Origin of the sequence: Gracilibacillus sp. D59 (assembly GCF_052246695.1) — a bacterium.
GTDB lineage: Bacteria > Bacillota > Bacilli > Bacillales > Amphibacillaceae > Gracilibacillus.
In genome coordinates this window covers 578,561-593,924 of sequence record NZ_JBQQCK010000001.1, presented here as the reverse complement: position 1 = coordinate 593,924, position 15,364 = coordinate 578,561, and the positions used below count along the sequence as shown (strand labels likewise).

The 15,364-nt window shown below is 34.3% G+C and carries 12 protein-coding genes and 1 pseudogene; 11 read left to right on the top strand and 2 right to left on the bottom strand.

Going from position 1 to position 15,364, the window contains the following annotated elements:
* The first annotated feature begins 11 nt into the window (after positions 1-11).
* The gene (locus ACTWP4_RS02660) at positions 12-740 is read left to right on the top strand and encodes a nucleotidyltransferase family protein (protein ID WP_443127203.1); all 729 of its coding nucleotides are present in this window, start codon (positions 12-14) and stop codon (positions 738-740) included.
* Between the two features lie 14 nt (positions 741-754).
* Positions 755-1,921 (top strand): nucleotide sugar dehydrogenase, encoded by a 1,167-nt coding sequence (locus ACTWP4_RS02655; RefSeq protein ID WP_443127202.1) that lies wholly within the window; start codon positions 755-757, stop codon positions 1,919-1,921.
* A gap of 243 nt (positions 1,922-2,164) precedes the next feature.
* Here the strand turns inward: ACTWP4_RS02655 and ACTWP4_RS02650 are convergent, their stop codons facing one another.
* Positions 2,165-2,386, bottom strand: coding sequence for a helix-turn-helix domain-containing protein (locus ACTWP4_RS02650; protein ID WP_443127201.1), 222 nt, complete (start codon positions 2,384-2,386; stop codon positions 2,165-2,167).
* A gap of 187 nt (positions 2,387-2,573) precedes the next feature.
* On the opposite strand from ACTWP4_RS02650, the gene ACTWP4_RS02645 reads away from it, so the two are divergent.
* Both ACTWP4_RS02645 and wecB read left to right on the top strand, forming a co-directional pair.
* Entirely contained in the window at positions 2,574-2,762 is a 189-nt protein-coding gene (locus ACTWP4_RS02645; RefSeq protein WP_443127200.1) for a Spo0E family sporulation regulatory protein-aspartic acid phosphatase, read from the top strand.
* 45 nt (positions 2,763-2,807) lie between these two features.
* A pseudogene (wecB, locus tag ACTWP4_RS02640) lies at positions 2,808-3,455 on the top strand (non-hydrolyzing UDP-N-acetylglucosamine 2-epimerase); the annotation flags it as partial.
* A gap of 718 nt (positions 3,456-4,173) precedes the next feature.
* On the opposite strand, the gene ACTWP4_RS02635 reads toward wecB, so the two are convergent.
* Complete coding sequence (locus tag ACTWP4_RS02635; RefSeq protein ID WP_443127199.1) at positions 4,174-4,815, bottom strand: hypothetical protein; 642 nt, start codon at positions 4,813-4,815, stop codon at positions 4,174-4,176.
* A gap of 598 nt (positions 4,816-5,413) precedes the next feature.
* Between ACTWP4_RS02635 and ACTWP4_RS02630 the strand changes: the two genes are divergently transcribed.
* From ACTWP4_RS02630 to ACTWP4_RS02600, 7 genes are all read left to right on the top strand, one after another.
* Positions 5,414-8,380, top strand: a complete 2,967-nt coding sequence (locus tag ACTWP4_RS02630) for a glycoside hydrolase family 38 N-terminal domain-containing protein (protein ID WP_443127198.1) — start codon at positions 5,414-5,416, stop codon at positions 8,378-8,380.
* Between the two features lie 91 nt (positions 8,381-8,471).
* The gene (locus ACTWP4_RS02625; protein WP_443127197.1) at positions 8,472-9,728 is read left to right on the top strand and encodes an ABC transporter substrate-binding protein; all 1,257 of its coding nucleotides are present in this window, start codon (positions 8,472-8,474) and stop codon (positions 9,726-9,728) included.
* A 71-nt stretch (positions 9,729-9,799) separates the two neighbouring features.
* Positions 9,800-10,741: a carbohydrate ABC transporter permease gene (locus ACTWP4_RS02620; protein WP_443127196.1), complete on the top strand. Its 942-nt coding sequence runs from the start codon at positions 9,800-9,802 to the stop codon at positions 10,739-10,741.
* Between the two features lie 9 nt (positions 10,742-10,750).
* On the top strand, positions 10,751-11,578 hold the full coding sequence (locus ACTWP4_RS02615) for a carbohydrate ABC transporter permease (RefSeq protein ID WP_443127195.1): 828 nt from the start codon (positions 10,751-10,753) through the stop codon (positions 11,576-11,578).
* A gap of 121 nt (positions 11,579-11,699) precedes the next feature.
* Positions 11,700-13,469 (top strand): class I mannose-6-phosphate isomerase, encoded by a 1,770-nt coding sequence (locus tag ACTWP4_RS02610; RefSeq protein WP_443127194.1) that lies wholly within the window; start codon positions 11,700-11,702, stop codon positions 13,467-13,469.
* 85 nt (positions 13,470-13,554) lie between these two features.
* The gene (locus tag ACTWP4_RS02605) at positions 13,555-14,289 is read left to right on the top strand and encodes a GntR family transcriptional regulator (protein WP_443127193.1); all 735 of its coding nucleotides are present in this window, start codon (positions 13,555-13,557) and stop codon (positions 14,287-14,289) included.
* A gap of 29 nt (positions 14,290-14,318) precedes the next feature.
* Positions 14,319-15,239 (top strand): ROK family protein, encoded by a 921-nt coding sequence (locus tag ACTWP4_RS02600; RefSeq protein ID WP_443127192.1) that lies wholly within the window; start codon positions 14,319-14,321, stop codon positions 15,237-15,239.
* Positions 15,240-15,364 lie beyond the last annotated feature (125 nt).

The following is a 15,364-nucleotide window of genomic DNA, read 5'->3' as shown; positions in this document are numbered from 1 at the left end:
GAGGGAAGAAGATGAAATGTATTATCCTAGCTGCCGGCTATGCGACAAGATTATATCCCTTAACCAAGAATAAAGCGAAACCTTTATTGGAAGTAGCAGGAAAACCGATTCTAAATCATATTATCGAAAAGGTCGAAAAAGTTGATATAATAGACGAAGTATATATTGTCACCAATGAGAAGTTCACGCCAAGTTTTCAAGACTGGTCAGCCAATTATCAAGGAGATAAGGAAATAATCGTTGTCAACGACCATACAACTACAAATGACAATCGATTAGGTGCAATTGCTGATATTCAGTATGTATTAGAGCAACATAAAATTGACGAAGACACTATGATCTTAGCTGGTGATAACCTCTTTGATTTTGAATTGGTTGATTTCGTTCATTTTTTCCAAGAAGTGAATGCTGATAGTATTACAACACATGAATTAGATGATACGGATGAAATGAAACGAACCGGTATTGCAGAAGTAAATGAGGATGGTTTGGTGATATCGTTTGAAGAAAAACCGAAAAAGCCGAAATCAAATTTAGCTGTACCACCTTTTTATCTATATAAGGCGGAGACATTATCATTATTTAAGCAATATTTAGCAGCAGGTAATAATCCTGATGCACCGGGGAATTTTATTCCATGGCTGATTCAGCAAAAACAAGTATATGCTTTTAGATTTAAAGGCTTACGTTATGATATTGGTACCATTGAGAGTTATAATAAAGTACAAGAATTATTTTAGAGGTGAATAGAGAGATGAAAATAACAGTAGCGGGGACGGGCTATGTCGGCTTATCTAATGCGGTTTTATTAGCACAGCATAATGAAGTGATTGCGCTCGACGTTATAGAAGAAAAAGTCAATATGATTAACAGCAAGCAGTCACCAATTGTCGATGAAGAGATTCAGACGTATTTGGAAACGAAGGATCTAAATCTGGTCGCAACAACCGATGTACAGTTGGCATATAAAAATGCTGAGTTTGTAATTATATCAACTCCAACAAACTATGATCCAGATCGTAATTATTTTGACACGAGTACGGTTGAAAATGTTATTGAGACCGTACTGGAAATTAATCCAGATGCAGTAATGATAATTAAATCAACGATTCCAGTTGGTTATACATTAGAATTACGAGAAAAGTATAATACCGAGAATATTATTTTCTCACCAGAGTTTTTAAGAGAAGGGCAAGCATTATATGATAACTTGTATCCATCACGAATTGTAGTTGGAGAAAGATCAGAGCGTGCTCGTACGTTTGCTAATCTTTTAGAAGAAGGTGCGATCAAAGAGGATATTGAGATTCTTTATACAGACTCCACGGAAGCAGAAGCGATTAAGTTATTTGCGAATACCTACCTAGCTATGCGTGTTTCCTTTTTCAATGAATTAGACACATATGCAGAGGTTCGCGGATTAAATACGAAGCAGATTATTGAAGGAGTGGGGCTTGATCCTCGTATAGGTAATCACTATAATAATCCTTCTTTTGGTTATGGTGGCTATTGCTTACCGAAAGATACCAAACAATTGCTTGCGAACTATCAAGACGTACCAAACAACATTATTGGTGCAATTGTAGATGCAAACCGTACACGTAAGGAACATATTGCGGATAGTATCCTAGCGAGGAATCCAGAAGTTGTCGGTATCTACCGTTTAACGATGAAAACTAATTCTGATAACTTCAGACAATCCGCCATTCAAGGTGTGATGAAGCGGATTAAAGCAAAAGGCGTTGAAATTGTTGTCTATGAGCCAGTATTAGAAGAAGATGAATTTTATGGTTCAAGAGTTGTGAAGGATTTCAACGAGTTTAAAGAAATATCAGATGTTATTGTCGCAAATCGACTGACGGATGATATTAAGGATGTAGCGGATAAAGTTTATACGAGAGATTTGTTTAGTAGAGATTAATATGGAAAATGGAGGATGCCAATCACATTAGTTTTGTGGTTGGTGTCTTTTTTTGTGTTAGAAAACCTTTAAGCGATCAAAAACTTTACAATTTTGTTTAGTAGTACAAAAAGACTTTACTAACAGAAGATGTACCTCATGAAGAGCATAAATTGAGATTTATCCAAAGGGAAACAAAAATTCTAACTATCACTTCAGAAAAAATAACTTCGTTTGAATGTTGTTCCCCCTGTTTTTCCTACACTATTCGTCGCTTGTTTCTTTGATGGTTATAATTTTATTAATATCATTAATATCTAGAGCATTTGCTATTTTTTCTATATGTTCTAATTGTATTCTTTGTCGCTTACCATTTGCCAGTTCACTTAAAGTTGCTCTGCGAACACCTGTCATTAAGTGCAATTGATTTAGGCTTAGATTGTGTTGATGAAGTAGTTCGTTAACGGTTATTTCTACTTTTTTCAAAGGTCTACCTCACTTCTATATAAAATATTGACTGTACCTATAAGCGTACTATATAATATAATCAATAGTTGTACGTTTATACGTACGGATGTAAATTTATAAGTGAGCTGACGGACATGAGTGAAGGTAATGCTAAATTCATAATTTTATTTTGTTTTATTAAACAACAAGGGGGAGTCAAGTAGCCATGACTAAGGAAAATAATGATGAAATAAACGTAGCATTGTTATTAGAACGAATTGAAATAATGCGAAAAGAATTAGTGAATATTGGGTTTCGAGATGGCTTAACCGCTTCCTCTACAATTAAATATAGTGAATCATTAGATGAACAAATAGAAACTTTTCAAAAATTGATAAGGGATAGAAATACATAGTAATTAATTTTTAGAAGGTTAGAGAATGCCAGACGTAAAAAAGCAACTGACATGTCAAAACAGAATTTATTAAATGAAGGAAAAGCTGCTGATTCTATTTATGTAACAGGAAACACAGCAATTGATGCACTGAATACAACGGTTAGAGATGATTATTTACATGAACAGCTTGAATGGGCAAAAGGTAGTCGCCTTATCATGATAACCGCTCACCGTCGTGAAAATCTTGGTGAACCGATACGAAATATGTTTAAAGCAATCAAACGAATTATCGATGAGCATGAAGATATAAAAGCTGTTTATCCAATTCATATGAATCCAGTAGTTCGAGAAGCAGCAAGTGAGATCTTAGGGAACAATGATCGTGTCAGAATCATTGAACCATTAGAAGTAATTGACTTCCACCATTTCCTTTCCCAGTCTTATTTAATCCTGACTGACAGTGGAGGCATTCAAGAAGAAGCTCCGAGTCTAGGAAAACCAGTTCTTGTTATGCGTGATACAACAGAACGTCCTGAAGGTGTAAATGCTGGAACATTGAAATTAGTAGGTACGGATGAAGAAAATATCTATAATAACTTCAAGTTATTACTGGAGAATAAAGAAGAATATGAAAAAATGAGTAAGTCAAGTAATCCTTATGGCGATGGTTATGCAAGTAAGCGAATTGCGGATGTGTTGGAGTCAGAGTGATTCTAATGTTTGAGTGTAGGTAGTTAACCTATTGTTAGTCTATTATTAAAAGTAACGGACTTCATTATAGACAGACTGAAGCAGCAGATGTTAAACCGCATATGATATCAACAGTCAAAAGAACCATACATGGAAACGGGTAGCATCTATTTTTCTGAAAAGCTTTAATGTGTGTCACCTATTTTTTCTGAAAAACTTTAAGATGAACCCAGAAAGTAAAAAAGTTAACATTACTATTAAAAAGATGATTAAACCATTCGCAGACACGCCATAAGGCTTAGGTATAAAAATATCCAAATTATTCCGCCTCCTTCCTTTTAAAGCTATATTACTACATGTATTACCATATATATGTAATTTTTCAATAGATTATTAAATTAGTTCGTTTTTATTTAGAATCATAAGAACCTATTATGGAGTAATAAAATTTTTAAAAGGTATTGCAATAAAGAACAATAATTGTTCCTTTTCTTATTTTATTAAATCCGGATGAGAGGGGTTCCTACAAAATAATTTAATATTCATCATTATCACTCTATTTGAAATTCGCCAGAACTAACTATATGAGAGAAATGAATCAGGCTTTTTCAGCTTGTTACGTACATCCTTGAATTTTGGTAATTGTGATAAGTTATCAGCCATACTTGATCTCTCTCTTTATAATATGTTATACATAAAAAAAGACACTCACCAATAATAAGGTGAATGTCTCTTACTCTTATGATTCTTTTATAGTCCCGTCTTCGAATAAGCGGTATTCCTTAATATCACCCTGTCCATCGGTATAATTGGCACTAATATAATCGACTTTGCCTTCTTTCCATGATAGGAAAAGAATGATATCTACTTCTCTGTTTTTCAAACCTTCTGTATCTAAAGCATCAATTATCTCCGGATTCTCAAAGGGGCCTTCGAAATAATAACCTTTGACTGGCCTGATGTTATAAAGCCATAATGGATCTGCGTTCTTTGCATCGCCACCTGTTTTAGAAGGCTCACCTAATAACTCTTTAACCTCTTGTTCCGTCATTCCGATTTTTAATTCATTTTTGATAAATTCAATATCAATATCTTGTTCATTAACGCTTTGTTCTTGAGTTAAATCCTGACTTTGTTGTGGTTCATCTTCTGATTCTGTTTCTTGAGATGTTGTTATCAATTCTTGATCAGATTCTTTTTCAACAGCTTCTTCTGTCTCTTCACTATCCTCTGCTTTAACAGCAGAATCTGTAGATGCTTCTTCATGTACATTTTCTTCGCTTTCACCATTAACTGGTTCGTTTGAAGATGCTTCATCCTCCTGTTGGCCACATCCTACTAACACTCCAGCAATTAATAATAAATAAAACCACTTTTTCATACTAATTTAATCCCTCCAATTTTATTCTCACTAATTTAGACGGATTAAATTACATTATGGTTTCATTATTGTTACAAAAAGATTACAAACTTACAGATGATTCAAAAAATACCACTATTTAAGCAGTTCCTTTTGTATTCCTATTTCTTCTATTATTTGTTAATTCTAATAATCCTGTAGTGGCTAAACCTGCGAAAACCACCAGCCCATGATCGTAAATTAATCTAAATCACCATTAACAACATGCCAGTTTTCAACTATTGATTTGTATTTCCATGCTTGTGAAAATGAAGCTGATAATTCCTCTATACTAACTTTTATCACGGTGCTCTAATCGTCCGTAAAACCCCCACTGATGGAAGTCTTACTTTATACATTTTGGCAATCCCTTTTCGACCAAACTTTTTAATAAAACAAAAAAATGGTATTGACATTTTAGAAATTCAAGATTAATATGAACATAATGTTATAACAATATATTGAAAGGATGATTCAGGGTAGACAAAAAATGATAGATTACCAATTTGATTATCAAGATTTGTAAGCGGTTTACAGCGTTGGTCTCAACTAAATTCAATATAGAATGGGGGAGTAATTGTTGACAAATAACACTAAAATTAAAGATTCACTAACTTCTGCAAAAGTTAACAGTTTCAGTGCAGAGAATACAGTTTTCTTTGTGAGAAAAGAAAGTGAATTAAAACAAGTCGTTTTTGTAAATGTTGAATTAGAAGAAAGAATTTCTGGTGCGGAGTTGATTCTAACTAGTAAACACGGAAAGATTGTTGAAACAGTTGGACGAATTGAAGCAGGAAAGTCAACTATAGAGATGTATGTGCCTGAAGTAAGTGAGCCAACCAGTTATCGTGTGGTGTTACGATGGAATTCAAATGAAATCGGAGATACAGTCACAGTTTTACCAGAAAAACATTGGACTGTTCACGTAGTCCAGCATTCTCATCTAGATATTGGATATACCGACCCCCAATATGAGGTATTAGAACATCATTTGTTATACCTAGACCAGGTTTTAGAGTTATGTGATATAGACGAAAAGAGTACGGATACTAACTTTAAATGGGTAATAGAAGTAACTTGGCCTCTTAAATATTGGCTGAAAAGTCGCCCAAAGGGACAGGTTGAAAAGATGTTGCAGAGAATTAAAGAAGGACGTATCGAAGTAGCAGGAGCCTATATGAGCATGCACACCGAAGCATATCACATAGATGAATTAGCGCGTACCTTTGAAACTACTCAGCAACTTAGGGATGAGTATGGTATTGAAATAGATACTGTTTTACAGACTGATGTTCCTGGTCATACTAAGGGATTTTTAAAGTGTTTAACGCAAATGGATATAAAATATTTATCCGTAGCTCATAATTATGCAGGGCGATCCATTCCTCATTTACTTCCAGGTGAAAAATTGCAACGCCCATTTTATTGGCTTCAAGAAAATGGCCAAAAGGTTCTAGTATGGTATACAGACACACCACACGGTATTTACATGGAGGGCAATCGACTAGGAATCGCTGATAGTTATGAAGAGACTTTTAGGAAGTTACCTGAGTTGTTTGAACAATTAGAAGAGGAAGATTATGAATTAGATACATTGCATCTTCGGGTACAAGGTTCGTATTGGGATAATGCTGGTCCCAGTATAATTCCTTCAGAAGTCGCCAAACAATGGAATGAAAAATGGGCTTATCCTAAGATAGTAACTTCTACAAACAAACAGTTCTTCGAAAGCATTGAATCTAAAGACAATCTAGATATACCAACTTTCGAAGGAGACTGGAGTGACTGGTGGGCTGACGGTATTGGTCAGGGTGCATATCCGAACGGTCTTAATCGTAAATCCCATCATCTTTTGAGATCTGCAGAGGCTTTTCATTCTATAGCGGCTATGCATGATAATACGTATGATTATCCACAGGAAGAACTTCAGACGGCGTTTGATAACATGGTGCTATTTGATGAACATACATGGGGGGCTTGGAACCCGTGGGACAAATCACTATCGAATAATACTTCAGGACAAATTCAATGGAGCACTAAAATGGGATTTGCACAGAATGCATATAATCAGAGTTTAACGGAATATAGAAGGTCTCAGCATTTACTACTTAACCTTTTAGGATGTGATTATGATGAAAACATGAGTGCAATTGTAGTTTATAATCCAGAGCCATTTGAAAGAACGGACATAGTAACTGTTTTTGTCCCATTTGGAAAAATTGATGTTAGAAAACCTATGAAAATTGTTGATAACGTGAGCGGTGAGGAGGTCACCTTCTCTATCAACTTACGAATGGAAAGTACTCCAAAGCCACGTGGAGCGCTTATCACGTTTGTTGTAGAAGATACTCCATCATTTGGATATAAAACCTATACTGTTTTAGAGACAACTGAAGAGAATGTGTACCATACCGATTTAATCAATGACGAGCCTAATATATTAGAAAATAGATTGTACAAGATCGTTTTTGACCAAGAAACAGGTGGGATTACTAGCATAGTAGATAAGGAAATTAATCAAGAGATTGTAAATGCCAAATCACCATTTCAATTAAATCAATATGTCTATGACAGTTATACTACAGCTCCACGTTTTAATCACTTATCTTCTCGTACAACTGGTGATTCAAATACTTTGGGAAAACGTAGTACTGCAAATCTTGCAAAAGTAGAGCCCGGTGAAGCAAATTCAGTTTTCCAAAAGATGAAAGTCACTCTACATGCTCCTGGCTGTGAGTGGATTGAACAAGAGGTAACTTTGTATAGAAACTTAAAGAGAATTGATATCGTCAACCGATTAATGAAAACGGAAACGGAATCAAAGGAAGCAGTTTATATACCATTTCCATTTCATGTGGAGGGTGGAAAATTAAGATACGAAACAACTGGTGATTATGTGTCGCCAGAAGATCCTCATGTACCAGGTTCCTGTCATTATATGAAGGCCATTCAACATTGGCTTTCAGTAAGTAATGCTGAGTACACAGTGCTATGGGGGACAATGGAAGCGCCATTAATTCAACTTGAAAATATTCATATTCCTTATGCACCATTTGAAACAACTCTTCCTTTAAATGAAGCTCAAACTATATATTCGTATGCGTTACACAATATATGGGATACAAACTTCCCAAATAAACAAGGGGGAGAAATTGAATTTCATTATAGTATTTCAAGCCATGCAGGGGACTTCGATCCAATAGAAGCATATAAGTTTGGATCAAAAGTTCAAAATCCATTTTCCAGTGTGACAGTTCCGTATAAACTTGAGAATTCTGCTGACTCGTTTGTAACGTCAGATGCAGATAATATTCAAATCTTAGCAATAAGGAAAACAGGAAATAATTTGTTTAATGTTCGAATTCAGGAAATCAAGGGTGTAGATACTACTGTAACCTTGAATTTTAAGGATATAGGTATAAAAAATGCTTATACTTCTAACATTGCAAACGGTGATTTGCAAAAGACTCAAAGCAAAGACATCAGTATAACAGTTAAGGTAAACAAAAATGATATACAAACTGTCTTATTTAATATTAAAAATTAATTCATATATTACAGATTCCTATTACGGCGCCATTTTAGAAATTCAGCAAGTTATACTTTCTTTTTACTAACTGAAAAAAAGGAGAATAAAAATGAAAAAGATATTATTGGGGTCTATTATTGTTGGTTTATTACTTTTATTTACTGCATGTAGTGGAGGCGATGAAAATTCTTCTGGATCTGAAAGTGGAACAGTAGATTTCTTTTCCGATAAAGTTGATGATGAAGAAGCATATAGTGAGATTTCAGATTTAATTAAGGAAGATATTGGTGTCGGATTAAATTTTGTTGGCTATTCTGATACGACTGCTTTCCAAACAGCTGTTCAGCAATCTCTTGGGCAGGAAAATTCCCCCGGTATGTTTACATGGTGGAGTGGATACCGAATGGAAGATATAGCTAAATCAGGAAATATTGAAGATTTATCAAGTGAATGGGAAGAATATTATATTCCGGCTGGTGTAAATCCCGAATTAGCTGAGGCATTTACAGTAGACGGCAAAATATATGGTGCTCCTGCCACCGTTTTATACAATGGAATATACTATAATAAGAAAATATTTGAGAAATATAATTTAGATGTTCCCAAAACATTCGATGAATTTCTTGCATTATGTGAAACTTTGAAATCTGAAAATGTCACCCCAATTGGGATGCAAGATGCTGGATGGGCAAGTTTTTTATGGTTCCAACAATTGATAGGAGCTTATAAACCAGAATTGTACAAAAGTTTAGTTAATGGAGAAATTTCATATGAAGATGAACAAGTAGTTGAGGTTATGAATATATGGAAATCGATGCTAGATAACGGATACTTTGGAGAACCAGTAGACCATATGACTAGAGCAAAACAGTTTGCGAATGGTGATGTTGCTATGACATATGAATCTACTCGATTTACCAAAAATTTAGATGAAGATTTTGGTTTAGAGCCAGAGACTGATTATAGTAGATTTATATTGCCTTCAATGGAAAGTTCACAAAAACCTATCATATTCTATGAAACGTCTCCTATTGTAATTTCATCTGCTAGTTCAGAAAAGGATGACGCCATTAAGATATTGAGAGAATATTATGGAAAGGAAAAACAACAAGCTTACGCAGATCATATGGGTATTGGTTTCTTAGAGGGTGTTGAGTTAGGAAATAAAACTAACCAGAATATCACCGAAAAGGCTAATAGCGATGATTATCTATCAATGATTCGATATTATGAGGCTACACCAGCAACGATTGTAGACACTGCAACAACTAGTCTTTGGGAATTCATATATGACCCAAGTACTTCTAGTATAGAAAACACTTTAAAGACTATTCAAAAAGAAGCAGAAACGGCATTTGCTGACTAGACCACCATTTAAAAAAAGCCTATATTAATACCATTTAATATAGGCTTAACTTCACTAAAGGGGGTAATAACGTGTCTCTAGCTAATGAATTATCTAATGAACCCAACGAAAAGGAAGTGCAAAGAAGACCAATCCCTAATTCTAAGCCAAGAAAAAAACGCAAGATGAAATGGACACCGTATTTATATCTGTTACCAGCAGTAACGCTGAGTTTACTATTTTTTATTTTCTCTATTATATTCACTTTTATCATTAGCTTTACTAAATGGGATGGTGTAAATGATATACAATTTGTCGGCTTTCAAAATTACATAGAAATGGTTCAAGATCCTAATTTTCTTATTGCTTGTTTAAATACAGTGATATGGGTATTGGGCGGCTTAATAATCCCAGTATTAATTCCGTTAATCTTAGCAATTGCAATTACCAAAAGTCGATTTGGATCTACGTTTAAAAATATTTTCTATTTACCGAATGCGCTCTCACCTACTATTGCAGGTATTATTATGACAGTGCTTCTAAGTTTATATGGTCTCCCACAATTAATGGGTATGGTAGGCCTTGATAGTTTGCAAACAAACTGGTTAAACATCCCTTATGTTAACACCTTAATCATGGTAGCTTCAGGTGCCTGGCAGGGGATCGGGATTAACTTAATTCTGTTTATAGTCGGTTTAAACAACATACCGACGGAGCCAATCGAAGCTGCAAAGTTAGATGGAGCAAGTGGATTAACACTATATACAAAGTTGATATTACCACTTCTCAAACCCACTACCTTGATAGTATTACTGATGTCTTTGGTTAACAGTTTTAAAACGTTTGATGTTATATGGGTTATGACAGGTGGAGGACCTTATCGCACCTCTGAAACATTAGCAGTTACAATGTATAAAGAAGCATTTGTTAATAGCGAACTCGGTTATGGATCAGCAGTGGCCATATTCCTATCTATTATTACATTAGTTATTTCATGGTTCTTTTTAAAAGATACTTTTAAGGGAGAGGAGTAAGATTATCTTATGAAAAATTCGATTGAGAGCAGAACACCGGTTATAAACACCTTTTTATCCTTATTAGCTTTCATGTGGCTTTTCCCTTTCTTATTTGTTGTCTTTAACAGTTTAAAATCTGGCCAAGAGTACAATTTAGGGAATTTCTGGGATTTGCCGACCTCATTCTCTATTAGTGAAAATTATGAATATCTTGTTACAAAAATTGATTTGTTAAGTGGGTTTATGAATAGTTTAGTTTATGGATTAGTTGCTGCTTTTTTGGCCATAGTTTTTTCTGGGCTTGCTGCATATGCTATTTCTGCCCTGAATATCAGAGGAAAGTTGTTTTGGTTTTTACTAATTTATTGCGGAACTATTTTTCCTTTTCAAATGTATTTAATCCCTACTTTTCGTTTCTATTCTTTTACAGGAATTTACGACACTAAGTTTGGATTAATCATCTTTTATATTGCAATATGTATGCCATTTTGTCTCTTTGTTTTAAGAAACTTTTTCTATACATTGCCAAAAGAACTAGTAGAAGCGGCAAAAATGGATGGAGCTAGAGATCTGACGATATTATTGAAAATCTACGTACCTATGGCAAAAGCACCAATTGCAGCATTATTTTTGTTTCAATTTACGTGGGTATGGAATGACTTATTATTTGGAATGACATTATCAAAATCAGAAGAATCAAGGCCTATAATGGCTTCATTGTCAATGCTTGGTGGGGCAGGTAATAATATACCAGCAGTGTTATTGGCTGCTTTTATAGCCTCTATTCCTACATTATTGATTTTTATGGTTTTAAGTAAAAGTTTTGAGAAAGGCTTTATAATCTCGACTAAATAAATGATTATTCACATTAGAAAATTCTCTTAAATAATTTGATATACAGCTTACACTTGCTAAAAATTATTACGGAGATATTTATTTTTCATATACTCTGAAATTATTTGAAAGGAAATGACGTATGAAAACTTCTGTAGAGCGAAAAGCAAATTATGAGAAACACCCAAGTGTTAAAATTAAAGGCTATGATGAACAGGTATGGAAAGGATACGAGAATATTGCAAATGAAATAGACAAAGCTATTGCTAACATTAATCAAGAAAAGAAAATTATTACTATAGAATGTTATCCGGGGGTAAGGGAAGAAGAAGTGTTACAAGAATTTACTAATTATTTGAATTTTGATCTTGTTATAAACGCTGATGATGTCTCTTATGACTCTGAAAAAGTAACCAAAATGATTGAAAGACAACTAACGGATGATAGAGTTTTCGGTGTAATGACTCCTTATAGTTTAGCTGATTTTTTTGATAGTAATAAAATTCGCCAAATTCAAAGTCAAATCGAAGAATTAGAAGTTGGAAACGTCCTGATTTATGGCGTAGGAGCTAGCTTGATTTCTGAGTCTGATTTGTTATTATATGCAGATTTAGCGAGATGGGAAATCCAAAAACGTTATGAAAGTAAGGAAAAGGGAAACTGGAAAGCAAATAACAGAAATGCAGATCCATTGTTAAAGTATAAAAGAGGGTATTTTTTTGAATGGCGTATAGCAGATCGTCTAAAAAAGGAACTGCTTACTAAACTTGATTATTTAATTGATACGAATTTGGAACACCAACCTAAGATGGTTACGAAAGAAGCTTTCTTAAATGGTTTGCAGCAAGTGGTTAAACGTCCATTTCGGGTCGTTCCCTATTTTAAACCGGGAGTTTGGGGCGGACAATGGATGAAGGAAGTGTGTGATTTAGATCGTGATGAAGTAAACTATGCGTGGGCTTTTGATTGCGTTCCCGAAGAAAATAGTTTATACCTAGATTATGGAAATGTTCGCGTTGAAATACCATCTATGAACTTAGTTTATTACAAACCAGTTGACTTACTCGGAAACAGAGTTCATGGTCGATTTGGCTTAGAATTCCCTATAAGATTTGATTTCTTAGATACCATGGATGGACAAAATTTGAGTTTGCAAGTCCATCCACCAACAGAGCAAATACAAGAACAATTTGGCATGCATTATACTCAAGATGAAAGTTATTATTTATTAGATGCTAAAGACGATGCGGTCGTTTATCTTGGATTTAAAGATAATGTAGATAGTGAAGAAGTATTGAACGACTTGAAACGTGCTAATAATGGAGAAATTTCATTTCCTGATGAAAAGTACATTAATAAGTATCCTGTTCAAAAACACGATCATTTTTCTATACCGGCTGGCACGATTCATTGTTCAGGGAAAAATTGTATGGTATTAGAAATTAGTTCTTCTGTTTATATTTTTACATTTAAACTCTGGGACTGGGGGCGAGTGGATCTTGATGGTAAACCAAGACCTGTCCATATTGAAAATGGAGAAAAGGCGCTTCAATGGGATCGGACAAAAGAATGGGTAGATGAGAATTTAATCAACACTGTAGAATCAGTTAGTTCAGGAGATGGCTGGATTGAAGAAAAAACCGGTCTACACGAACGGGAATTTATCGAAACAAGAAGGCATTGGTCTACTAAAAAAGTTCACCATCACACAAATGGTGGTGTCAACGTACTTAATCTGGTCGAAGGTGAAGAAGCTGTAGTAGAAAGTCCTATCAATGCTTTTGAACCTTATGTTGTCCATTATGCGGAATCATTTATTATTCCAGCTTCTGTTGGTCCCTACACAATTAGACCTTATGGAAAAAGTGAGGGAAAACGAATTACAATAATTAAAGCTTATGTGAGACACTAGTATTGGAAATGAAATAAGAAGTAATAGAAGTCTTTCTGAGCGGAAGGCCTAAAACACCAAAACAAAAGAAGGAAGGAGAAATTTGATGGTTAAATTGAATAAGGGGAAAGAAGCCTCTCCACTGTATGCACAAATTGCAGAAGAAATTAGACATAGAATTGAACTCGGTATGTGGAAAACTGGAGATAAAATACCAGCAGAAGTAGATCTTTGCGATATGTATAATGTAAGTCGAATTACTATACGTAAAGCTATAGACCAACTGGTAGTTGAAAATTTACTTCAACGTGAAAGAGCGAAAGGAACTTTTGTACTCGATCCTTCTAAATCGAAGAACCAGGAGCATTTCACTTATGTAAGAAGTTTTACAAAAGAAATGGCTGAAATGGGAAAGCGTGCAGTAACTTTAAAAGCAGAAGTAAAACTTATTTCGGCAAACAGCTTTTTGGCTTCTAAATTAAAAATAGCTGAAGGTGAAAGAGTGATGGAACTAAATCGCGTTAGAGGGGTGAATAATAAAGGGTTTGTTTATTTCAAAACCTATATCCCTTATGACGATGTGTATTCGTTAAATGCGGATGATTATTATGAATCTTTTTATGAAGTTCTTAAATCAAAAGGCATCATTGTAAATGAAATCACAGAATATATTGAAGCTGCGCGACCAACTCAAGAGGTAATTGAAAATTTAAATGTTGACGAAAATGAGCCCATTTTAATTCGTGTTCGGGTAGCGTCACAAAAAAACACAGACTTTGTGGAGTATACAGAATGTTATTACATTGGCAGTGAATATCGTTACTATATTGATTTTACCTAATAAAAGGGTTTGTTGGAGGTGAATATTGGTTGAATTACGTAATATCAATAGATGTGGGTGGGACTACTATTCATGCTGCAACACTGTCAGATGGAGTTGTACAAACAAACACCATTACCACATATGATTCCTTCGCAAATAAGGACAAACATTTAATTATCAACCATTTAAAAGATATTGTTGAAAATCAAATTGAAAAATTATTAAAACAAAGTAATAAAACGATAAGAATTAAAGGGGTGGGAATAGCCTTTCCAGGCCCTGCTGATTATAACGAAGGTATTTCTTATATCAAAGGATTAGAAAAGTATGATTCTTTATATAAAGTAAATATCAAGGACGAGTTGTTTCATACAATATCGGACAATCACCTTATTACTAAATATTTGTCAAAAAATTTCTCAATCCGTTTGGGAAATGACGCTACGCTGTTTGCTGTTGGCGAATTTATTAAATATAAAAATAAAGGTTTTCAAAAAATAGCATGTTTTACTTTGGGTACTGGTATTGGCTCAACTTTTATAGATAAGGGAAGAGTAGTTAAGGGCGAATTTGGCATACCTAATAGTGGTTTTATTTATAATGCTCCATTTAAAGAAGGTATAATTGAAGACTATTTATCTAAAAAAGGAATTTCCAATCTAGCATTGCAACATGGTTTCACTAGCGATACTAGTGTAAAAGAATTGGCAGAGCTAGCAATTGACGGCCATAGCGATGCTAAAAAAGTATTCAGTGATTTCGGAGTATGGCTAGCAGAAGCTGTTAGTCCATATATATATTCCTTTAAACCTGAAATAATAGTATTTGGCGGGCAAATTTCTAAAAGCTTTACACAATTTGAATCTTCATTCAATGAAAATATTATTTATACAAATGAATTAAAAGTAGAAGTTTCAGATACCCCGCTTATTAGTACATTCATAGGGGCTAATAATTTAATAAATTAAATCTACTATACATTGATATGGATAGGATTAATATATCACGGTGCTAATCGTCCGTAAAACCCCCACTTCAAGGTTCGAGTAAATCAAAGAAGCTAAGTGAGGGATAACGGACGCTAACACCCTGA